Source organism: Enterobacter asburiae (assembly GCF_007035645.1).
GTDB classification, from domain to species: domain Bacteria; phylum Pseudomonadota; class Gammaproteobacteria; order Enterobacterales; family Enterobacteriaceae; genus Enterobacter; species Enterobacter asburiae_B.
Window position 1 is genome coordinate 2,423,578 of record NZ_AP019632.1, and the last position, 20,949, is coordinate 2,444,526.

The window sequence follows — 20,949 nt, forward strand, 5'->3', positions numbered from 1 at the left end:
CTTAACCGCGTAAAGGATTATTGCCCGAACGTGAGCAAGACTTTGCAGCACTGCCGCTGGTCTTTCTCAAACAGTTCAATGGCGTCTGTTACATGGTGATAGTCAAAGGCATGAGTGATCAGTTTTTCCGGGTCGATCAGCCCTTTTTTCAGCCAGTCGATGACGACCGGGAATTTGTTGGCATTGAGGCGCGAGGAGAAGATCGCCAGCTCTTTGCCGGTGATGCCCTGCTGGACAATATGGCTCGGCTCGCTGGAGAAGCCCATCAGCACGATACGCGCCGCCGGAGAGGCCAGGGTAATCGCCTCCTGCAATATCGACGGATGACAGGCGGCATCAATGATTAACGTTGGTTTGATGCCCCGTTCGTCCAGCGCGGCCTGCAGCGACTGCTCGCCGTTATTCAACACCCAGTCCGCGCCGCTGCGCTGGGCCATTTTCAGGCGTTCGTCGATGCGATCAACCACGATAACCTGCTTCACCTTATAGACGCCCTTCAGCGCCTGCACGGTGACCAGCCCCATCGGCCCTGCGCCGTAAACCAGCGCGACGTCCTGCTCGATGGGGTTGGCCTGCCCCGTCACGTTGGCGGCGATGGTGAAAGGCTCCACCATGACGGCGTGTTTATCAGGAATGTCATCCGGAATAGGCCAGGCATTTTTAGCGGGTACCGCCGCGTATTCACTGAAGCCCCCGTCGCGGTGTACGCCCAGCACCACCAGCGAGGTGCAGACGTTCGGTTTTCCGACGGAACACGGATAGCAATGTCCGCAGCTGATCACCGGATCGACCGAGACGCGCTGGCCCAGACGGGCACTGTCGACACCCTCGCCTACGGCGTCAATCACGCCAAAAAACTCGTGGCCGATCGTGCGTGGATATTTCGCAAACGGGTTATGGCCGCGATAGATGTGGCTGTCCGAGCCGCAGATCCCCGCCAGCGTGATTTTGACGCGAACTTCACCTGCACCTGGCGCCGGGAGTGGCCGCTCTTCAATCACCAGTTCGTTCGGCTGTTGAATCACTACGCTTTTCATCGTTCGCTCCTCGTTTACCAGTTCCACAGCGTGCCGTCCTCAAGACGGGCCACCGGCAGATAGGCCGGATCGTAGGGGTATTTCGCCGCCAGCTTTTCATCAAACTCGATGCCCAGCCCCGGCCTGTCGCCCGGATGCATATAGCCGTTATCAAAACGCCAGCTGTGCGGGAAGACTTCCAGCATCTGTTCGGAATAGCCCATATATTCCTGGACGCCAAAGTTTGGCACCCACAGGTCGAAATGCAGCGCGGCGGCGTGGCATACCGGCGAGAGATCCGACGGGCCGTGCGAGCCGGTTCGCACCTGATAGAGCGAGGCGAAGTCCGCGATGCGACGCATCCCGGTGATCCCGCCCGCGTGGGTAATGGTGGTGCGGATATAGTCGATGAGCTGCTCTTCGATGAGCTGCTTGCAGTCCCAGATGCTGTTAAACACTTCGCCCACGGCAATTGGCGTGACGGTGTGCTGGCGAATGAGGCGGAAGCAGGCCTGGTTTTCCGCAGGCGTTGGATCTTCCATCCAGAACATGCGGAATTCTTCAATGCTCTTGCCGAAGCGCGCCGCTTCGATTGGCGTCAGGCGGTGGTGCATGTCATGCAGAAGATGTTCATTGAAGCCGAATTTACTGCGCACCGCGTCGAACAGCTTTGGTGTGAAATCGAGGTATTTTTCGGTGGACCAGAGCTGCTCTTCCGGCCAGTCGCCTTTGGTCGCAGGCTCGTAGGCCAGCCCCTTCCCTTTGGCCATGCCGTAGGTGGTTTTCATGCCCGGCACCCCGCACTGCACGCGGATCGCCTTGAAGCCCATCTCTTTATGACGGGCGTAATCTTCCAGCACGTCGTCAATGGTGTGACCGGTCGTGTGGCAGTAAACCATCACGCCTTCGCGGGATGCGCCGCCCAGCAGCTGGTAGAGCGGCATGTTGGCCGCTTTGGCTTTGATGTCCCACAGCGCCATGTCCACGGCTGAGATGGCCGACATGGTGACCGGGCCGCGACGCCAGTAGGCGCCCTTATAGAAGAACTGCCAGATGTCTTCGATGCGGTGCGCATCGCGGCCAATCAGCTGCGGGCAGAGATGGTCTTTCAGGTAGGAAGCCACGGAGAGTTCACGCCCGTTTAGCGTAGCGTCACCGAGGCCGACAATCCCCTCGTCGGTGGTGATTTTAAGGGTGACAAAGTTTCGCCCCGGGCAGGTAACAAACACGTCAGCCGCGACAATCTTCATATTTCCTTTCCTTACATCATTCGTTGTGATGCTGGAAACTTACCCACTAACCAGACTACCATACAAGTATAATGATCATAAAATCCGCTAACGATCACAAAACCGGGGGCTCAGGCCCGCCCCCATCCCGCCACAATAATCAGCATGCCGCACAGGGCAATCAGCGCGCCGGCCCAGTCGTACGCGCTGAGCTTGACGCCGTCCACCACGCGTAGCCACAGCAGCGCGGTACAGATATAGACACCACCGTAAGCGGCGTAGACGCGGCCGCTGGCAGCAGGATGCAGCGTTAACAGCCAGACAAACAGAGCCAGCGCGACGCTTGCCGGGATGAGAAGCAATACGGATCCCCCCTTCTTCAGCCAGAGCCATGGCAGGAAGCAGCCGATGATTTCGCATAGCGCGGTGGCAAAAAAAAGCAGCGTCGTTTTGAGCATATTTCACGTCAGGTGAGGATTTATTTAGACATCATACCTGATGATATCCTTTACTTTTCCATACTTGCACCGCGGGTATGACGTCTTTTCGCTTTGGTGTAGAATCTGTTCGGGGTAACTTGATTATCTGCACCCGTTTAAAAGGAAACGCTATGACCACATTAAGCAAACGCCTTTGTCTGACAGCCCTGCTGGCGCTGTCATCGTTCGCCTTTGCCGCCTCTGCGACAGCGGAAACCAGCAAGCTCATTATTGAGTCTGGTGACAGCGCGCAAAGCCGCCAGAACGCCGCTATGGACAAAGAACAATGGAATGACACCCGCAGCCTTCGCCACAAGGTCAACAAACGTGCTGAGAAAGAGTGGGATAAAGAAGATGTCGCTTTTGACGCGCGCGATAAGTGTCAGCAAAGTGCAAACGTCAACGCCTACTGGGAGCCAAACACCCTGCGCTGCCTGGATCGCCGCACTGGCCGTACGGTAGCCCCGTAATGTCGGCGCCCTGCGACGTTAAGCTTCGCCCGCTGGAGCGCGAAGACCTGCGCTTCGTCCACCAGCTGGACAATAACGCCAGCGTAATGCGCTACTGGTTCGAAGAGCCGTACGAGGCCTTTGTTGAGCTGTCCGATCTCTACGATAAGCACATTCACGATCAGAGTGAACGTCGTTTTGTGGTGGAGTGTGAAGGCGAAAAAGCCGGTCTTGTGGAGCTGGTTGAAATCAACCATGTTCACCGTCGGGCGGAGTTTCAGATCATTATTTCCCCTGAGCATCAGGGAAAAGGCCTTGCCTCACGGGCAGCGAAGCTGGCAATGGATTACGGGTTCAACGTTCTGAATCTCTACAAGCTTTACCTGATTGTGGATAAAGAGAACGAGAAAGCGATCCATATCTACCGCAAGCTGGGCTTTATGGTGGAAGGCGAGCTGATTCACGAGTTCTTTATCAACGGCGAATACCGCAATACCATTCGCATGTGCATCTTCCAGCATCAGCATCTTGCCGGGCACAAGCCGTCAGGCGCCAGCCTGCTGAAACCGACCGCGCAGTAACCTGCGCGGTTTTATTCTCAGTAGTATTCAATCGTGTTTTTGATGGTGTATTTGTGCTCAACGGCAGGTTTGACGCTATCGTCCGTGATCGTCAGATCGCAGCTCACCGGATTATTGTGTCGATCGTAGTCGCAGCTCTGCTTCACGTTGCCCAGCGGCTTATCATTCAACATGCTCACTGCCGAGTAATCCATTCTTTTGCGAACGTCTTTAGACGGCGTCGACTGGACGGACAGATGCTGATCCCCCGAGACGGTGGTTTTGCCCAGCGGGTAGCCATCCGCATCGTAGCGATACTTCACTTCCATCTCTTTGCCGTGCGCCGCCACCACAAAACCGTTGTCGTCGGTATCCCACGTTATTCCGGCTGACGGCAGTTCGGCCAGCTGGCATTTCCCCTGCAGCTTCACTTTTCGCTGCTGGGTTTCCGCATCAAGGTAGTAATTGGCATCCAGCACCAGCGCCACGCCGGTATTGGCCTCCAGGTCGTGCAGTTCCAGGGTATCGAAACACCCTTCCGCCGACACGGTGCCGGTCACCCGTTTGGACACTTCGCCCTTCTCGTTGAGCAGCGTCTGGGTGAAGTCTTTCACCGGGCCGCGCAGCGGATCAAAATCAAATTCGTTCGAGAAACTCGCCATCTCGGGCGTAAACGACAGCGGCGCGGAGCTGTTGTCGCACCCCACCAGTGTTGCTGCCAGTAGCGTTATCGCTGCGTATTTCTTCACATTTATTACCGTACAGGGAGATTATTCCCAATCATATTAGCAAATACAGTTGTTTACACGAAGCCTGCTAAAATTAATCTCTACACAGAGAAAAGGAGCTATAGATGAAACGGTTACCCTGGATTACCGCCCTGCTGTTAATGAGTGCCTCAACGGCCGCGCTAGCGGCACCGGATTCCTGCGAGCGCGTGAAAAGCGACATTCAGCAGAAAATTATCAACAACGGCGTGCCTGAATCAGGTTTTACGCTGAGCATTGTGCCGAACGATCAGGCTGACCAGGCGGGCACTCAGGTGGTAGGCCACTGCGCCAACGACACCTTTAAAATTTTGTACACCCGTACAGGCAGCGGGGCTGCTGAAGCGCAGTAATTTACCCTCAATCCCCTTTGATTTGATGAGGATTAAGATTTAATACCCCCAAATCAGTAACACTCACCCCATCATTAGCCCGGTTATCATTTCGGGAAAAATAATACGTAATTATAATGATGGGGTGAGCCATGTCCGATACTGAACATCACGGCGGAATTAGCCGTCGAACTCTCGTGAAATCCACGGCAATAGGGTCTCTGGCGCTGGCCGCCGGCGGGATCTCGCTTCCTTTCGGCTTAAAAAGCGCCGCCGCGGCGGTGAAGAACGCCGTCCAGCCTTCTGGAGATAAAGTGGTGTGGGGCGCCTGCTCGGTCAACTGCGGCAGCCGCTGCGCGCTGCGTCTGCACGTCCGCGACGACGAAGTGTACTGGGTCGAAACCGATAACACCGGCGAGGATATTTACGGTAACCATCAGGTGCGCGCCTGCCTGCGCGGACGTTCAATTCGCCGTCGAATCAATCATCCTGACCGTCTCAACTACCCGATGAAACGCGTGGGCAAACGCGGTGAAGGCAAGTTCGAGCGCATCACATGGGATGAAGCGCTGGACGCCATCACCGCCAGCCTTAAAAACGTGGTCAGCAAATACGGCAACGAAGCGGTGTATATCAACTACTCCTCCGGGATTGTCGGCGGCAATATCACCCGCTCCTCCCCTTACGCTTCGCTGGTGGCGCGCCTGATGAACTGCTACGGCGGTTTCCTGAGCCACTACGGCACCTACAGTACGGCGCAAATCGCCTGCGCGATGCCCTACACCTACGGCAGCAACGATGGCAACAGCACCTCGGATATTGAAAACAGCAAACTGGTGGTGATGTTCGGCAATAACCCGGCGGAAACCCGCATGAGCGGCGGCGGGATTACCTATTATCTGGAGCAGGCCCGCGAGCGATCCAATGCGCGCATGATCGTTATCGACCCGCGCTATACCGATACGGCAGCCGGACGCGAAGATGAATGGATCCCGATCCGTCCGGGTACCGATGCCGCGCTGGTGGCGGGAATCGCGTGGGTATTGATCGACGAAAACCTGGTCGACCAGCCGTTTCTGGATAAATACTGCGTGGGCTATGACGAAAAAACGCTGCCGGAAGGCGCGCCCGCTAACGGCCACTACAAAGCATACATTCTCGGCCAGGGCGATGACAACACGGCGAAAACGCCGGAGTGGGCCTCACGCATCACCGGCATTCCTGCGGATCGCATCATCAAGCTTGCTCGTGAAATCGGCTCCGCGAAACCGGCCTATATCTGCCAGGGCTGGGGACCACAGCGCCAGGCGAACGGCGAGCTGACGTCCCGCGCCATCGCCATGCTGCCAATCCTCACCGGAAACGTCGGCATCAACGGCGGTAACAGCGGCGCGCGCGAGTCGACCTACACCATTACCATCGAACGTATGCCGATACCGGATAACCCGGTCAAAACGCAAATCTCCTGCTTCAGCTGGACGGACGCCATCGCCCGCGGGCCGGAGATGACCGCCTTACGCGACGGCGTGCGTGGTAAGGATAAGCTGGACGTGCCGATTAAGTTCATCTGGAACTATGCGGGCAACACCATCATCAACCAGCACTCCGATATCAATAAAACCCACGAGATCCTGCAGGACGAAAGCAAGTGCGAAATGATTGTCGTCATCGACAACTTCATGACCTCGTCAGCGAAGTACGCCGATATCGTGTTGCCGGACCTGATGACCGTCGAGCAGGAAGACATTATTCCTAACGATTATGCCGGTAACATGGGCTACCTGATTTTCCTCCAGCCCGTGACCGCGCCGAAGTTCGAGCGTAAGCCGATCTACTGGATGATGAGCGAAGTGGCGAAACGCCTCGGGCCGGATATCCTTCAGAAATTCACCGAAGGACGCACGCAGGAACAATGGTTGCAGTTCCTGTATGCCAAAATGCTCGAGAAAGACCCTAAGCTTCCGTCCTATGACGAGCTGAAAAAAATGGGCATTTATAAGCGCAACGATCCGAACGGACACTTTGTGGCCTATAAAAAATTCCGCGAGAACCCGGAAGCCAATCCGCTGAAAACGCCATCGGGCAAGATTGAGATTTACTCCAGCAAGCTGGCGGAGATTGCGGCTACCTGGGAGCTGGCCAAAGATGAGACCATCAGCCCTCTGCCCGTCTACGCGTCGACCTTTGACGGCTGGGATGCGCCCGAGCGCGCGCAGTTCCCGCTGCAGCTGTTCGGCTTCCACTTCAAGGCCCGTACCCACTCGAGCTACGGTAACGTCGACGTGCTGAAAGCGGCCTGTCGCCAGGAGGTGTGGCTTAATCCTGTCGATGCAGCAAAACGCGGCATTAAGAACGGCGATACGGTGCGCGTATTTAACGATCGCGGCGAGGTGCGAATTGAAGCGAAAGTCACGCCACGCATCATGCCCGGCGTGAGCGCCATGGGCCAGGGAGCGTGGCATGATGCCAATATGAATGGCGATCGTATCGATCACGGTTCATGCATCAACACGCTGACGACCCATCGACCTTCTCCGCTGGCAAAAGGCAACCCGCAGCACACCAATCTGGTGCAGATTGAGAAGGTGTAGAGGGTGAAACGCGAGACCCTGGTTTATTCTGTGGTCACTATTATCGGTTAACACAGTCGCGCGGGCGTCATCCGCGCGAGCAAGGAAAGTTTAATGAAAGACGTCTCACATCGTGAATCGTTCGCGTTCAGCGCCCGGGTGCTGGGCGCGCTGTTTTATTTCGCTCCCGACAGCGAGCAGGCCGCGCCGCTGGTGAAAGCGCTCACCGCTGGCGAATGGGTTCAGGACTGGCCCCTGCCTACGGAAACGCTGCAGCCCGTTGCCGATACGTTTGCTTCATCTTCCGATGAGTCGCTGGCGGACGCCTGGCAACGGCTGTTTATTGGTCCGTATGCCCTGCCCGCTCCGCCGTGGAGTTCCGTCTGGCTGGACCGTGAATCCGTATTGTTTGGCGACTCGACCCTCGCGCTGCGCCAGTGGATGCGGGAGAACAATATCGCGTTTGAGATGCAGCAGAATGAGCCGGAAGATCATTTCGGTACGTTGCTGCTGCTGGCGGCGTGGCTGGCCGAGAATGGCCGCGAAGCAGAGTGCGCTCAGCTTCTGGCGTGGCACCTGCTGCCGTGGAGCACCCGCTTCCTGTCGGTGTTTGTCGACAACGCCGGGCATCCGTTTTATGCCGCGCTGGGCAGGCTTGCGCAGCTGACGCTCGCGGACTGGCGATCCGGTCTGCTTATTCCGGTTGCGGAAAAAACGCTGTATCGCTAAGGGTGTGGCTTGCTCGCGGTTGGCGGGCAAGCCTTTAGCTTATACCTCGCCACCTGATTCACTCGCACTCTCTTTGCTTTGAATGAACCGAAGTGCCAGATAGAGGTCTGGCGCCAGAATCATGTCATCATCATTCATCGTTGGCCGGCTATCTTTAAACCAGCGCGTTAATTCCGTTTTTCTGCCCGCAAGGATTAACGTAATCTCTCGACCTTTCAGATCGCGCTTTAACTCATTTATGGTTGCCAGAACGCTGATATCTGAATAGGTGAAGCATGCAACGGCATCAATGACCACCCATTTAGGCTGTACTGCTGCACCATCAACCAGGTTCAATACCCGACGTTTAAAATAAGCCACGTTAAAATAGGTCAACGGGGAGTTAAATCGATACATCAGCACGCCCGGGACCATTTTAATATCGGTTGTATTCCCTAACGAGTGAATCATTCCATCTTCGTCGGTTCCCAGTAAGTGCTCAGAGGGACGAAACACCGTACGCAGGAACTGTAACAGGCCAAGCAACACCGCAAGGCCGATCCCCTGGATAACGCCGATAATTAACACACAGCCAAACGTGAAAAAGGCCAGGCGAAATGCCTGTTTATTTCTTCGCCTCAGATTCCATAACCCGCGCAGATCAATTAATGACCAGGATGCGTACATCAGAACAATTCCTAATGCAGATACCGGAATAAATTGTAATGGCTGAGTGAAAAACACCACCACGATACCGATGAGTAAGGCTGCGACGATGGAAACCAGCTGGCTTTTCCCACCCACTGAATCATTAACCGCTGTCCGGGAATCGGCTCCACTGATAGCAAACCCCTGAGATAACCCAGACATAATGTTCGCAATACCCAGCGCTCTGAACTCTGCATCAGCATTAATTTCATAGCCATTTTTCGCGGCGAAACTGCGGGCGGTCAGCATCAGGCTGACAAAACTGACCAACGCCAGGTTCAGTGCCGGGATCACTAAATCACGCATCGGACCGGGCTGGAACGCGCCCCAGTTAACGACGGGTAAACCAGGCTGGAAGCCTTCACCCCCAATAGTGGCAATACCGTACTGTTGCGCAGATGTCGCCCATACCAGTAGCGTTGTCATCACAATGGCAATCAACGGTGCTGGCCAGTGGCTGCGATACGTTTTGATCGCCATTAAAATAATTAACGTCAAAAGCGATATGCCAACGGTTAATAAATGGCTGTCGGAAAGACGGCCTGGCAAGGCCATTATTTTCTCAATTACCTGCGCTTCGTCGAGTTTTATCCCCAACACCTTGCCTAATTGCCCGACAATAATCGTCACGGCAACGCCATTAAGCAACCCCGTGAGGATGGGATGAGAAAGTAAATCGGCAAGTGCGCCCAAACGAAATTTACTGGCAAGCAGGCACCACCCGCCCATCATCAACGTCATGATAATGGTCAGCTGCCAGTGCAGTTCGGAATTACCTGCAGAAAGAGGAAACACGACGGCCGCGATCACCGCGCAGGTCGTGGCATCAGGGCCCACAATAAGCTGACGTGAAGAACCAAAGAGTGCATACGCTATCATCGGTAAAACGCAGGAATAGAGCCCCACTATTGCCCCAACACCCGCCAATTCAGCATAAGCAATAGCCACGGGTAGCGCGACAGCCGCAACGGATAACCCGGCTTTAATATCATGTTTTAGCCAGCTTTTATCGTAGGCTAACAAAGTTTGTAAACCTGGCATGAAGTTTAGCAATTGTTTTCCGAACACGTTGTTCTCCGGATAGGGATATTAGCCACGTCATGCTGGCACACTTCTCAGTGAGGTTCTGGTTTTCAAATGCTCCGGATTAAGGCGCCACTGTTCAGAATCTAATAACAGTTGAACTATTTATTATTCTGACTGGTGTTAAACATAGTTCAAAAACGACCGCTTGTGACTATTCTTCGTCCGGGAACGTATCGGCTTCAGGAGAATAATGCTGACAAACGCATGCCAGCTTATGCCCGTCAGGATCGCGCAGATAGGCAACATAAAAATCGGGGCCGTACGCGGTTCGTGTCCCTGGCATGCCTTCACTCTTCCCTCCCGCAAGAAGGCCTGCTGCATGGAAACGTCTGACAAGCTCCGCGTTAGCTGCTCGGAATGCGAACATTGTCCCGTTTCCCGCCGTTGCGGGTTGTCGGTCAAAGGGAGGACAAATACAGAAGCTAAACCCCTCATCTGGATTATTTTCATCTCCCCACATTGCCCAGTCCTTGGTCCAGGCAGGCAAGCGTGAATAGCCAAGCACGTTAAAAATCGCGTCATAAAACGCCGCGGCGCGCTGAAGATCATTTGTACCTATAGTGATATAAGTCAGCATCTTGTCACATCCTCTTTGCCGTTTTCTGAACAGCGATTATACCTCAGAGGCTATGATTTTAGCGGCGGCAAAAGGCTGATTTTCACTCCTGTAAGCGCGTGGGGTAAGGGTTCGCAGAACATGTTCTATGTAATTTTAGCCCCCAATCCGTGACGTGAATATCTCGAGTTTTGGTATGTATGCTAAAATTTATCCAGCTGAAGACCGAAAACAGTCCTTATAATTTCAGTACGTTAGCCAAAGTGAGCGAATATGGATAATATTCCACATAAGCAGACAGTTCGGAAAAGATGCCCCACATGGCTGTGGTGCGGAAGTTTTTATCTTTTTACGTTGCATTGCTCTGCAGATGAAATAAATCTGTATTCAATAAACACCGGCTCATACGTTTATCATCTGACCCATAATCGAGGACAATACACGGAAAACTTTGAAAATAAGTTCATATCCGTGGAGAGGAAATTCTCGGATACGTCGAAATACAGTCTTGTGCTAGGGACAATGAAAAACAGCTTTAATGACAGATGCCTGGCAGCCGGCGTAAGAAGAGACTGGGCTGGATGGGATAACGGTTGGGTTTTTAAAGGAATCTATGGATATGTAGGTGAATTTTTCTTTGATACTTTCGATGATTGTGGTGACCATGGTTCATACCATGATTTTAAAAAAGCAACAGGGATAGGATTTTCGCCCTATATATATCATGGGTTCCAGTATAATTTTACATCTTATTTTGGAATGGATGTGGGTATTATCATACCTTCCGTGTTTGTCATTACGGCACAATGGAGCTTTAGATAAATCCGTCAACCTCGTGTGCAGTGCTCTAACTGTCTGCAAAGGGAACCGCCCCGCCATCTCAACCGGAGCGGCTTTAATTACCGCAAGTGCGTGCTCAAAACGTTAAGCCACCGCGGCCCACAATCAAAAACTGTACGTCACCTTCAAACTCCCCGTGGGCGACGTTTTGCGTTGCACAATGGGGCTATCACCCGCATCACCCGTCAGTTGCATAACGCCCGCTGAGGCAAGCACGCTCCAGCGCGAGGTGAGCCTGTGGGTCCAGTCAAGATTCATCGAGTAGCCATAAATCCCCGCCCCGGCGTCATGTCGGGCAAAGCCCGATGCGCTCGACTGAGCGGCGCTGACCCCGTAGTAGGTCTGCATGTACTTGTCGGATCCCCAGCTGCCGGTCAGCGCCAGCGTCACCTCATTTTTTGGTGAGGTATAGAACGGGCTGGAAATGCCGAAATGCACCGCTTCACCGTTGTCCCTCTCAGAAACCGGAACCTCTGCCTGCAGCTGCAGGTGAAGCCAGTCGGTCACCCTGTACTCAAGCCCTGGCACAACGATTGCCGAGCCTTTTATCTCGCCCATTCCCCGCAGCTCGTCGCTGCCGGAACTGATCGAATCGCTGCTCACGTCTTTATCTTTACGCCCAACTCGATAGCTCAGCGCGGCGCTGTAATCAAGATTGCCAAAGTTGTTGCCGTAACCGATCCCTCGCGTGGTGCCGATAAAGAAGCCGTTTGCCATGGCGTACTCCACCACCTGAGCTGCGGAAACGCGGGTTTTATCTGAACCCGAGTAGCGCGGCGCGACGTCCACGCCTCCCCCCAGGGTTAAGACGTTACCCTGGCTCTGTTCTGCCGCCAGTACGGGCGTGGCCAGTAACGCCAGAACGACGCCCGGCACGATGTTTTTCAGGCTGCGGCCCGGGAGTAAATGGGGGAACGTATGACGCAGTTCGATGTTTCTCATTAAAGAAGCCCTTCTGGATTCAAATGATGACGATGCATGCGGTTAACCGCCAGAACGCCCATTTTGAATACCGACCCTAAGGTTCTTATGAGCCGAACATGAAGAAACACTGAAGCGCGAGCCGGTGCTGTAATCCGGGCAGGTTTCCTGATACCGTTTTTTTCTTAAGAAGTTCTTCATTCACGGTTGATACAGTTACCAGTGTGAAAATTCTACTAATCGAAGACGACCTGGATCTCGGCAACGGCGTACGTATCGCCCTCTCCGATCAAGGGTTTGACGTCATATGGGTTCGCCGCAAAGAGGATGCGCTGCATCAGCTGGACGTCTGCGTGCCGGAACTTATTTTGCTCGACCTGGGGCTGCCCGACGGCGACGGCATGAGCCTGATGGCGCGTTTGCGTCAGCAGCTCAAGGGGATCCCGGTCATCATTCTGACGGCGCGAGGCACGCTGCAGGATCGGCTGAGCGGGCTGGATGCCGGTGCGGACGACTATCTCGTCAAGCCATTTATTCTCGCCGAGCTGCTGGCGCGGGTGAGAGCCCTGGCGCGGCGCAGCTACGGTTTCGAGAATGAGGCGATAGAAATTCGGGGCCTATCGCTTCATGTTCCGACGCGCCGCGTGACGGTGAGCGCGCGCCACGTAGACCTGACGGCGAGTGAATATGCGCTGCTGGAAACGCTGATGCTGCGCGCTGACCGCGTGATTACGCGACGGTTTCTGGAAGAACGGATATTCGGTAACAAAGAGAACCTCAGCAATGCGCTCGACGTGCATATGGGAAATTTGCGGCGAAAAATCGGCGACGGGTATGTGCGAACGGTGCGGGGCGTCGGGTATGTCATTGATACCGTTTCAGTCCAGAAGGTGTCCGGGTAATGCAAAACGTCTGGTACCACCTGAGACGCCCAACGCTGGTACGGCGAATTATTATCGCCCAGTTGCTGCTGCTTACCCTGCTGTGGTGTCTATTTTTAACCTTTATTCTGTGGGAGGACCTGCGCAGCCCTCCCATCCTTACGGGCAGTCATACCTACGACACCCTTTTTATCCTGGTCGAGCGGATGGACGAACACCCGCAGGATCGCACCGCGGTGCTGGAAGCCTTTAGCAAGGCGCTGCGTGAGGGCTATGGCGGCGGCGAAGATCCCGCGCTGTCAATCAACTTCATCGTGCGCAAAAATAACGCGATTATTTTTTCATCGCCTGATGCGCCAACGGGGGTAACCAACACCCGGTTTGGGGAAATGCAGCGTGTTCAGAGCGATGGTCGTACCTGGACCAGCCGAACCCTTAAATCCGCTCATTCCGACGTGGAGGTTACCCTTTTCACCCCGGCCGGCGGCTGGAACTTCTTTATCTACCTGAACTCGCGCGGCTACTACATCATGCCGCTGCTGGTCTGCTTCCCTTTTCTTCTGTTTCCCGCGTGGCTGTCAATCCGCATTGCGATGCGCCCCTGGAACAAGGTGGTCAATGAAATTACGCTACGCACGCCTGACGATCTCTCCCCTTTAAAAGCCGTTCCCGGACACAGGGAGCTTCGCCAGATGGTGGATGCGATCAATGACTTCCTTGCCAGGGTGCGTGAAAGCGCGGAAAGGGAACGTATTTTCATTGCGGATGCCGCGCACGAGCTGCGTACGCCCCTCGCGGCGATGCGCATCAACGTGGAAGCGCTGCAGTCCTGGGTCATCAGTGAGAGTCAGCAGGAGCTGCTTGCGGGGGTGATTCGCAGCAACAGTCGGGCAGCGCGTCTCGTCAACCAGCTGCTGCTGATGATGCACAGCGAAGCGCGGATTGATACGGACAGGGAGCCCGTGCCGCTGACGACGCTTATTCAGGAGCGAATGGCCGAGCTGGAACCGCTGGCGTCTGCGCGCAGGATTGAGCTGGAATTCTTCGCCGAGGATGACATCTGGATCCCCGGCGTCAGGGAACGCCTGGTGTCGCTTATTGATAACCTCATTGAGAACGCTGTGAAGTACAGTCCCGAGCGCGGGCGGATTCAGGTCGATGTCTGCATAGCAGATGGCTTCGCGCGGCTTCGCGTTTCAGATGCAGGGCCCGGTATTCCGGTTGAACTGCGCGAGCGCGTGTTCGACCGTTTTTTCCGCGACCCCAATCAGGTGCAAAGCGGGAGCGGGCTGGGGCTTGCCATCGTTAAAGCGGTGGCGCAGCAACACAACAGCAGCGTAAACCTGAGTACTTCCGCTGAAGGTGGCCTGATGGTGACGGTTGACTTCCCGAACCGCACGTTTTGCTAAATCAGAACAGGGAGTTCGATCGCAAATGCCGCAGATTGCTTCAAAATAATTACCGTATTTGTTATATTGTTGTTTATTGCTTATTCACCTCTGCGGTGCCAAAAAGAACAAGATTCACCGCAACCCAGGACAGAGAAATGTTAGATTACCGCTTCCCGACAGCTTTGCAGATGGTTCTCAGCGTAGCGATGGCGGAGCAATTGGGTGAACGTTCCACGAGTGCGATTCTGGCCTACGGCCTGGAAGCGAACCCGAGCTTCATCCGCAAATTGATGGTTCCGCTGACGCGTGACGGCATCATCGTCTCAACGCTTGGCCGTAACGGCTCAATTCATCTTGGTCGCCCGCCGGAAGAGATCACCCTGCGCGACATCTACCTTTCGGTCATCGAAGATAAAAAGCTGTGGGCGTCGCGCCCTGACGTGCCGGCCCGCTGCGTGGTCAGCGCTAACGCCTGCTGGTACTTCAAATCAATATCGGAAGAAGCCGAGGAGGCTTCGTTAGCGGTACTGGCCCGCCATACCGTGGCCAGCGCCCTGGAAGCGGTCAAAAACGCCGATAGCAGCGGATGGGATCCCCTCCCGGACCTTATTGCCCAGTATCAAAAAACGTCTTAGCGAACTTGCCGGGTGGCGCTGCGCTAACCCGGCCTACATTCAGATGTAAAAAAACCGCCTTCACAATGAAGGCGGTTTTTTATTATCTGCAGCGTTCCTATGCGGGCAGAACGTCCCTTTCCTCTTTTTTCCCGCGCGTCACGAATTTACGCAGCGTCACGTAAAACACCGGCGTCAGGAATAGACCAAACAGCGTCACGCCCAGCATCCCGGAGAAGACCGTGATCCCGGTGACGCCGCGCACTTCTGCGCCCGCGCCGTGGCCGAGGATCAGCGGAATAGTCCCGGCAATAAAGGCGATGGAGGTCATCACAATCGGACGTAAACGCAGGCGGCACGCCTCCAGCGCGGCTTCCATAATGCCTTTGCCCTGAATTTCCAGCTCGCGAGCAAACTCCACGATAAGAATCGCGTTTTTACACGCCAGCCCCATCAGCACCACCAGCCCCACCTGCACGAAGACGTTGTTATCGCCACCGGTCAGCCAGACGCCAAACAGCGCGGAGAGCATCGTCATCGGCACGATGAGGATCACCGCCAGCGGCAGCGTCCAGCTTTCATACAGCGCCGCCAGGACCAGGAACGCCAGCAGCACCGCGACCGGGAAGACGATCAGCGCCGTGTTGCCCTGCGTCGCCTGCTGGAAGCTCAGGTCCGTCCATTCAATGTTCATCCCGTTTGGCAGGATCTGCTTAGACATCGCGTCCAGCTGCGTCATCGCCTGCGAGGACGAGAGCACGCGCGGGTCGGCATCGCCAATCAGATCCGCCGCCGGGTAGCCATTGTAGCGGATCACCGGATCCGGCCCGTAGGTGGTCGTGATTTTCACCATGCTGCCAATCGGCACCATTTCGCCCTGACTATTACGGGTGCGTAAATTCGCAATATCTTCAACGCTGTCGCGGAACTGCCCGTCGGCCTGCGCCATCACGCGCCAGGTACGGCCGAACTGGTTGAAGTCATTCACGTACGACGAGCCCAGATAGGTTTGCAGCGTTCCGAAAAGATCGGTCAGCGACACGCCCTGCGCTTTCGCCTTGTCACGGTCGACCTGCACGTCCAGCTGCGGAACGTTAGCCTGGTAGGTTGAGATCGGGAAGTGCATTCCCGGGGTCTGCATAATCGCGCCGGACATGGTGTTCACCGCGTTTTGCAGCGCGCCATACCCCAGACCGCCTCGGTCCTGGATGTACAGAGAATAGCCCGACCCCTGACCCAGCCCTAAAATCGGCGGCGGCAGAATGGAGAAGCCAAAGCCTTCCTGAATTTGCGCGATTTTCGCGTTAATCTCCGCGTTTATTTCCGCCGCAGTATGTTTGCGCTGGTCGAACGGCTTCAGGCCAAAGAAGACCGTCCCGGTATTCGGCGTATTGGTAAACTGCAGCGCGTTCAGCCCCGGGAACGCAACCGCGTAATCCACCCCTTCGGTATTCATCCCGATTTCGCTCATTTTGCGGATCACCGCGTCGGTGCGCGCCAGCGAAGAACCTTCCGGCATTTTCACGCCGCCAATCAGGTACAGCTTATCCTGCGTCGGAATAAACCCGCCGGGCACCGCTTTAAACATCACGCCAGCGGCACAGAGCAGCAGCAGATACACCACAAATACCGAGCCGCGCCGTCCCAGCGTTTTGCCCACCAGCCCCTGATAGCCGTTCGAGCTGCGGTGGAAAAAGCGGTTAAACGGACGGAAAATCCAGCCGAACAGACGATCGATAAGCCGGGTCGGGAAATCTTTCGGCGCGCCGTGCGGTTTTAACAGCAGTGCCGCCAGCGCCGGAGAGAGCGTCAGCGAGTTAATAGCGGAGATGACCGTGGAAATCGCGATCGTCACCGCAAACTGCTTGTAGAACTGACCGGTAACGCCCGAGAGAAACGCCATCGGCACAAACACCGCGCACAGCACCAGCGCAATCGCGATAATCGGCCCGGACACTTCGCGCATCGCCTGATGCGCCGCCGCAAGCGGAGCAAGCCCCTCTTCTATGTTTCGCTCGACGTTTTCCACCACCACGATGGCGTCGTCCACCACGATGCCGATGGCCAGCACCAGCCCGAACAAACTCAGGGTGTTCAGCGAGAAGCCGAGCAGGTAGAGAATGCTGAAGGTACCCACCACCGAAACCGGCACCGCGATCAGCGGAATGATCGACGCGCGCCAGGTTTGCAGGAACAGGATCACCACCAGCACCACCAGCACCACCGCTTCCAGCAGCGTTTGCACCACCGCACGGATCGAATCGCGCACGAAAACGGTCGGATCGTAAGGTGCCGCCCACTTCATGTCAGCCGGGAAGCGCGTGGACAGTTCGTCCATTTTCGCGCGCACCGCGTTAGACAAATCAATGGCGTTCGCCCCAGGCGACTGGAAGATACCAATCCCGACCGCGTCTTTATTGTTCAGTTGGGAACGCAGCGCATAGCTGCCGGACCCCATTTCGATACGCGCCACGTCGCGCAGGCGGACGACCGTACCGTCCTGCGTCGTTTTCAGGACAATATTGCCGAACTCTTCTTCGGTATGCAGACGCCCCTGGGCGTTAATGGAGATCAGGAAATCGCTCTCTTTCGGCAGCGGCTCGGCGCCAAGCTGCCCGGCGGACACCTGCACGTTCTGCTCCTGCATCGCCGTCACCACGTCCGACGCGGTCAGCCCGCGGGCCGCCACCTTGTTGGGATCCAGCCAGACGCGCATCGCGTATTCACCCGAGCCGAAAATCTGGATCTGGCCGACGCCGGGCAGGCGCGCCAGCTCGTCCTTCACCTTCAGCGTGGCGTAGTTACGCATATACAGGGAGTCGTACTTACCGTTAGGCGAAAACAGATGCACAACCAGCGTCAGCGTCGGGGACTGTTTCTGGGTGGTAATGCCCAGGCGCCGCACGTCTTCCGGCAGACGCGCTTCGGCCTGCGCGACGCGGTTTTGCACCTGCACCTGCGCCTGATCCGGGTCGGTACCCGGACGGAAGGTGACGGTGGTGACCAGCACGCCGTCGGAGCCCGCGACGGACTTCATGTACATCATGTTCTCAACGCCGTTGATCGCCTCTTCCAGCGGCGTCGCCACCGTCTCGGCAATCACTTTCGGGTTGGCGCCCGGGTACTCCGCGCGCACCTGCACGCTTGGCGGCACGACGTCAGGATATTCGCTCACCGGCAGGAGCGGAATGGCGATTAACCCTGTGATAAAAATCAGAATCGACAGCACCGCGGCAAAGATCGGCCTGTCGATGAAAAAGCGGGAAAAGTCCATGGATGGATTCTCAGGTCAAGGGATCAGTTGAGGGCGCTGGTGGCGGTCATGGCAACGGTTTTCGCGTTAACCGGCATCCCCGGCATAAACACTTTTTGTAAACCCTCGACGATGACTTTATCGCCAGGGTTCAGCCCCTGCCGCACGATGCGTAAACCGTCTGCCAGACGGCCCGGCGTAATGTCACGGCGCTGCGCTTTCCCCTCTTTATCGACGATATAAACGTACTTACGATCCTGATCGGTCAGCACCGCTTTGTCGTCGATAAGCGTGGCTTTGAACTCCGCGCTGCCCGGCAGGCGGACGCGGGCAAAAAGTCCCGGCGTGAACTGACGCTGGGCGTTATCCAGCAGCGCGCGCATGCGGATGGTGCCGGTACTCGGCGTCAGCTGATTATCAAGGAAGTCCACTTTGCCCTGATGGGGATAACCCTCCTCGCCCGTCAGGCCAATCTCAACCGGAAGCGCCGTGTGATTGCTGGACGCCCCCTGCCCGCTGCGGGCCAGATTCTGGTAGTGAAGGTAGGTCGACTCGTCCACGTCAAAGTAGACATAAACCGTCTTCTGCGAGACCAGAGTGGTAAGAACGCTGGCGGTGTCGCCCGCTGTCACCAGGTTGCCGCTGGTGATCAGCGCCCGGCTGGCGCGACCGTCGATAGGCGCGGTGACTTTGGTGAAGTCCAGGTTGAGCTGCGCGGCGTCAACTGCCGCCTGCGCGGCACGGATATCGGCCTGCGCCTGAGTGGCGGCCGAACGACGCTGCTCCCACTCTTCGCGGGAGACAACGTTGGTATTGACCAGCTTATCGGTACGATTAGCCTCACTTTGCGCCAGGCTGGCCTGCGTTTTAGCTCTCGCCAGGTTCGCCTGCGCCTGTTCCAGCGCCGCGCGATAGGTTCGGTCATCAATCGTGAACAGCACCTCGCCCTTCTTCACTTCCTGGCCGTCGGTGTAATTCACTTTATCAATGTAGCCGGAAACGCGCGGACGGAGCTGAACGCTCTCCACCGCTTCAATCCGGCCGTTAAAGCTATCCCACTGGCTAATGGATTTCACCACCACGTCAGCAGCGCTGACGGCGGGCGCAGGCGGCGCGGCGTTTTGCGCGACGCTGTTGTCGCATCCGACGAGCAGCATGGAGAGCAACATGACCCCCAGCGCGTTCAGATGAAAGTTACCCCAGGTTTTTTGCAGGCTCATTATTTTTATTCCGGTAATTGTCGCCGCCGGGCAAGACGCAGCAGGAGGCACTGCGCCACTTCCTTTGTCCGGTGGCTGTCTTAAGGCCATTTGTGTCGTTCATCGCCACAAAACTGTAACAGTTGCGAATACACTATCGCGGCGATTGTAGGAAGGCGCTTAACTAAGTGCAAGAATAATTGTTGCACTTTATGTGCTATTTGAGCGGATGTGAAAAGACCCGTTACGGTCAGGGATTTAAATGCAACAATAAAACTTGCAATTAATACAAAAACGCGCCACCTTTTAATGCAACAGACAAAGATACTTTTTAACAGGCAGCGTGGGAGTAACCCGATGAACACTGGCGCATTTATGCATGATTTACTCGACTGGATCGACAACAACCTTGATAGCCGTCTGGACATTGGGTCCGTTGCCAGGCGATCCGGCTACTCAAAATGGCATCTCCAGCGCCTGTTTAAAGAGCATACGGGCTATCCCCTCGCCGGGTATATTCGCGCACAAAAGCTGCAAAAATCGGTTGAGCGCTTAACCCGCAGCGATGAGCCGATTCTGAACGTGGCGATCGCGCTGGGCTTCGATTCCCAGCAGTCCTTCAACCGCAGCTTTAAGCGTCAGTATGGTCAGGCGCCCGGGGCGTGGCGGCGGAGTATGGGTGGCCCGGAATCGCAGCTGCTTTGCCAGTGACGCATATTTTGCTGCAACATCGATCGGTAGCTGCTATACTGTATATAAATACAGTATAGCGAGGTGCCCGATGGCTGTTGAAACAAAATTTGTTGTCGTAAGAAAAGGTGAAGAGAAAATGACATTTGCCAGTAAGAAAGAGGCTGACGCTCACGACAAGCTGCTCGATATGGCAGACGCGTTCACCGACTGGCTGTTGCAAAGCGGAATGCAAATGGATGAAACGCAGGCTGAAAATCTTGGCCTGTATCTCGCCGAGCAGAAAGATACCGTGCAGCATATTCTGCGTACCAGCAAGCTTCCCGATCTCAATGCTTCAGCTGCAGCGGGTAAAACAGAATCCGATGCGGCTGACACGAAAAAAATCAGGGCCGTGAAAGCGGCCTGATTGTCAGAAAAACCATCACCGATCCTGGCGCCGTAAGCAGATAACTGCTTACGGCTTTTTTGCTGTCTGTCGGGATCCACTGCTGGTTGATGGTAACAATGTCATTGTTTCATATTCAGAACATAAATAAGGAGATGGCGTGCGCCAGGAAATGAAGGCGAAAATCATCAGGATCTGTGATTCAAAAATTGCCTCTTCAGCAACCTCGTCTCAGCCCTGTAACACGCTAATGGGGGATGGCAGGTGAGGACAAAACCGGAATATGAATCCCCCCGCTCGGTCAGGGCGGGA

Annotated in this window: 20 protein-coding genes; 11 read left to right on the forward strand and 9 right to left on the reverse strand. The window is 55.6% G+C overall.

From position 1 onward, the window contains the following. Positions 1-17 precede the first annotated feature (17 nt). The 3 genes from FOY96_RS11450 to FOY96_RS11460 form a co-directional block, all read right to left on the reverse strand. Positions 18-1,037: a Zn-dependent oxidoreductase gene (locus tag FOY96_RS11450; RefSeq protein ID WP_143347084.1), complete on the reverse strand. Its 1,020-nt coding sequence runs from the start codon at positions 1,035-1,037 to the stop codon at positions 18-20. A gap of 14 nt (positions 1,038-1,051) precedes the next feature. Next, positions 1,052-2,266: a D-mannonate dehydratase ManD gene (gene manD, locus FOY96_RS11455; RefSeq protein ID WP_032657497.1), complete on the reverse strand. Its 1,215-nt coding sequence runs from the start codon at positions 2,264-2,266 to the stop codon at positions 1,052-1,054. Positions 2,267-2,376: 110 nt separating this feature from the next. Beyond that, positions 2,377-2,703: a YnfA family protein gene (locus tag FOY96_RS11460; protein WP_063418702.1), complete on the reverse strand. Its 327-nt coding sequence runs from the start codon at positions 2,701-2,703 to the stop codon at positions 2,377-2,379. Between the two features lie 152 nt (positions 2,704-2,855). Between FOY96_RS11460 and FOY96_RS11465 the strand changes: the two genes are divergently transcribed. Both FOY96_RS11465 and speG read left to right on the forward strand, forming a co-directional pair. Next, entirely contained in the window at positions 2,856-3,194 is a 339-nt protein-coding gene (locus tag FOY96_RS11465) for a DUF1283 family protein (RefSeq protein ID WP_023311550.1), read from the forward strand. Next, positions 3,194-3,754, forward strand: a complete 561-nt coding sequence (speG, locus tag FOY96_RS11470) for a spermidine N1-acetyltransferase (protein ID WP_023311549.1) — start codon at positions 3,194-3,196, stop codon at positions 3,752-3,754. The genes FOY96_RS11465 and speG overlap by 1 nt, the downstream gene beginning before the upstream one ends. 17 nt (positions 3,755-3,771) lie before the next feature. Here speG and FOY96_RS11475 read toward each other — a convergent pair whose 3' ends face one another. Next, the gene (locus FOY96_RS11475) at positions 3,772-4,482 is read right to left on the reverse strand and encodes a YnfC family lipoprotein (RefSeq protein WP_033145401.1); all 711 of its coding nucleotides are present in this window, start codon (positions 4,480-4,482) and stop codon (positions 3,772-3,774) included. Positions 4,483-4,586: 104 nt separating this feature from the next. Between FOY96_RS11475 and FOY96_RS11480 the strand changes: the two genes are divergently transcribed. From FOY96_RS11480 to dmsD, 3 genes are all read left to right on the forward strand, one after another. Next, entirely contained in the window at positions 4,587-4,853 is a 267-nt protein-coding gene (locus FOY96_RS11480; protein WP_048976916.1) for a DUF1161 domain-containing protein, read from the forward strand. A 131-nt stretch (positions 4,854-4,984) separates the two neighbouring features. Then, positions 4,985-7,423, forward strand: a complete 2,439-nt coding sequence (ynfE, locus tag FOY96_RS11485; protein WP_143347085.1) for a selenate/tellurate reductase subunit YnfE — start codon at positions 4,985-4,987, stop codon at positions 7,421-7,423. Positions 7,424-7,516: 93 nt separating this feature from the next. Next, a complete protein-coding gene (gene dmsD, locus FOY96_RS11490) occupies positions 7,517-8,131 on the forward strand; it encodes a Tat proofreading chaperone DmsD (RefSeq protein WP_143347086.1) in 615 nt (204 codons plus the stop codon). Positions 8,132-8,170: 39 nt separating this feature from the next. On the opposite strand, the gene FOY96_RS11495 is transcribed toward dmsD, so the two are convergent. Further along, positions 8,171-9,886 carry a SulP family inorganic anion transporter gene (locus FOY96_RS11495; RefSeq protein WP_143347087.1) on the reverse strand — a complete coding sequence of 572 codons (1,716 nt, stop codon included), beginning with the start codon at positions 9,884-9,886 and terminating at the stop codon, positions 8,171-8,173. 169 nt (positions 9,887-10,055) lie between these two features. Continuing rightward, on the reverse strand, positions 10,056-10,481 hold the full coding sequence (locus tag FOY96_RS11500; protein WP_143347088.1) for a VOC family protein: 426 nt from the start codon (positions 10,479-10,481) through the stop codon (positions 10,056-10,058). Positions 10,482-10,733: 252 nt separating this feature from the next. Here FOY96_RS11500 and FOY96_RS11505 point away from each other — a divergent pair, with 252 nt between their 5' ends. Continuing rightward, positions 10,734-11,282, forward strand: coding sequence for a hypothetical protein (locus FOY96_RS11505; protein WP_232938167.1), 549 nt, complete (start codon positions 10,734-10,736; stop codon positions 11,280-11,282). Between the two features lie 123 nt (positions 11,283-11,405). Here FOY96_RS11505 and FOY96_RS11510 read toward each other — a convergent pair whose 3' ends face one another. Further along, positions 11,406-12,242, reverse strand: coding sequence for a MipA/OmpV family protein (locus FOY96_RS11510; RefSeq protein ID WP_143347089.1), 837 nt, complete (start codon positions 12,240-12,242; stop codon positions 11,406-11,408). A 203-nt stretch (positions 12,243-12,445) separates the two neighbouring features. Between FOY96_RS11510 and FOY96_RS11515 the strand changes: the two genes are divergently transcribed. The 3 genes from FOY96_RS11515 (at position 12,446) to oqxR (ending at position 15,128) form a co-directional block, all read left to right on the forward strand. Continuing rightward, positions 12,446-13,123 carry a response regulator gene (locus FOY96_RS11515; RefSeq protein ID WP_047061714.1) on the forward strand — a complete coding sequence of 226 codons (678 nt, stop codon included), beginning with the start codon at positions 12,446-12,448 and terminating at the stop codon, positions 13,121-13,123. Then, positions 13,123-14,511, forward strand: coding sequence for a sensor histidine kinase (locus FOY96_RS11520; protein WP_143347090.1), 1,389 nt, complete (start codon positions 13,123-13,125; stop codon positions 14,509-14,511). Before FOY96_RS11515 ends, FOY96_RS11520 begins: the two co-directional genes overlap by 1 nt. Before the next feature lie 137 nt (positions 14,512-14,648). Continuing rightward, positions 14,649-15,128: an efflux pump transcriptional repressor OqxR gene (gene oqxR, locus FOY96_RS11525; protein WP_029739386.1), complete on the forward strand. Its 480-nt coding sequence runs from the start codon at positions 14,649-14,651 to the stop codon at positions 15,126-15,128. A gap of 97 nt (positions 15,129-15,225) precedes the next feature. On the opposite strand, the gene oqxB is transcribed toward oqxR, so the two are convergent. Continuing rightward, complete coding sequence (gene oqxB, locus FOY96_RS11530) at positions 15,226-18,381, reverse strand: multidrug efflux RND transporter permease subunit OqxB (RefSeq protein ID WP_047061712.1); 3,156 nt, start codon at positions 18,379-18,381, stop codon at positions 15,226-15,228. Between the two features lie 23 nt (positions 18,382-18,404). Then, positions 18,405-19,580 (reverse strand): multidrug efflux RND transporter periplasmic adaptor subunit OqxA, encoded by a 1,176-nt coding sequence (gene oqxA / locus FOY96_RS11535; RefSeq protein ID WP_143347091.1) that lies wholly within the window; start codon positions 19,578-19,580, stop codon positions 18,405-18,407. A 336-nt stretch (positions 19,581-19,916) separates the two neighbouring features. Here oqxA and FOY96_RS11540 point away from each other — a divergent pair, with 336 nt between their 5' ends. Together FOY96_RS11540 and FOY96_RS11545 are read left to right on the forward strand one after the other, a co-directional pair. Beyond that, positions 19,917-20,270: a helix-turn-helix domain-containing protein gene (locus tag FOY96_RS11540; protein WP_143347092.1), complete on the forward strand. Its 354-nt coding sequence runs from the start codon at positions 19,917-19,919 to the stop codon at positions 20,268-20,270. 70 nt (positions 20,271-20,340) lie between these two features. Continuing rightward, positions 20,341-20,658: a YebG family protein gene (locus FOY96_RS11545; RefSeq protein WP_143347093.1), complete on the forward strand. Its 318-nt coding sequence runs from the start codon at positions 20,341-20,343 to the stop codon at positions 20,656-20,658. Positions 20,659-20,949 lie beyond the last annotated feature (291 nt).

Bases quoted from the DNA above. Each gene is read 5' to 3' on its own strand.
- oqxB (WP_047061712.1), bottom strand. From the start codon at position 18,381: ATGGACTTTTCCCGCTTTTTCATCGACAGGCCGATCTTTGCCGCGGTG.
- FOY96_RS11500 (WP_143347088.1), bottom strand. From the start codon at position 10,481: ATGCTGACTTATATCACTATAGGTACAAATGATCTTCAGCGCGCCGCG.
- speG (WP_023311549.1), top strand. From the start codon at position 3,194: ATGTCGGCGCCCTGCGACGTTAAGCTTCGCCCGCTGGAGCGCGAAGAC.
- FOY96_RS11465 (WP_023311550.1), top strand. From the start codon at position 2,856: ATGACCACATTAAGCAAACGCCTTTGTCTGACAGCCCTGCTGGCGCTG.
- manD (WP_032657497.1), bottom strand. From the start codon at position 2,266: ATGAAGATTGTCGCGGCTGACGTGTTTGTTACCTGCCCGGGGCGAAAC.
- FOY96_RS11505 (WP_232938167.1), top strand. From the start codon at position 10,734: ATGGATAATATTCCACATAAGCAGACAGTTCGGAAAAGATGCCCCACA.
- oqxR (WP_029739386.1), top strand. From the start codon at position 14,649: ATGTTAGATTACCGCTTCCCGACAGCTTTGCAGATGGTTCTCAGCGTA.
- FOY96_RS11460 (WP_063418702.1), bottom strand. From the start codon at position 2,703: ATGCTCAAAACGACGCTGCTTTTTTTTGCCACCGCGCTATGCGAAATC.
- FOY96_RS11480 (WP_048976916.1), top strand. From the start codon at position 4,587: ATGAAACGGTTACCCTGGATTACCGCCCTGCTGTTAATGAGTGCCTCA.
- FOY96_RS11450 (WP_143347084.1), bottom strand. From the start codon at position 1,037: ATGAAAAGCGTAGTGATTCAACAGCCGAACGAACTGGTGATTGAAGAG.
- ynfE (WP_143347085.1), top strand. From the start codon at position 4,985: ATGTCCGATACTGAACATCACGGCGGAATTAGCCGTCGAACTCTCGTG.
- FOY96_RS11520 (WP_143347090.1), top strand. From the start codon at position 13,123: ATGCAAAACGTCTGGTACCACCTGAGACGCCCAACGCTGGTACGGCGA.
- FOY96_RS11545 (WP_143347093.1), top strand. From the start codon at position 20,341: ATGGCTGTTGAAACAAAATTTGTTGTCGTAAGAAAAGGTGAAGAGAAA.
- FOY96_RS11510 (WP_143347089.1), bottom strand. From the start codon at position 12,242: ATGAGAAACATCGAACTGCGTCATACGTTCCCCCATTTACTCCCGGGC.
- FOY96_RS11540 (WP_143347092.1), top strand. From the start codon at position 19,917: ATGAACACTGGCGCATTTATGCATGATTTACTCGACTGGATCGACAAC.
- dmsD (WP_143347086.1), top strand. From the start codon at position 7,517: ATGAAAGACGTCTCACATCGTGAATCGTTCGCGTTCAGCGCCCGGGTG.
- oqxA (WP_143347091.1), bottom strand. From the start codon at position 19,580: ATGAGCCTGCAAAAAACCTGGGGTAACTTTCATCTGAACGCGCTGGGG.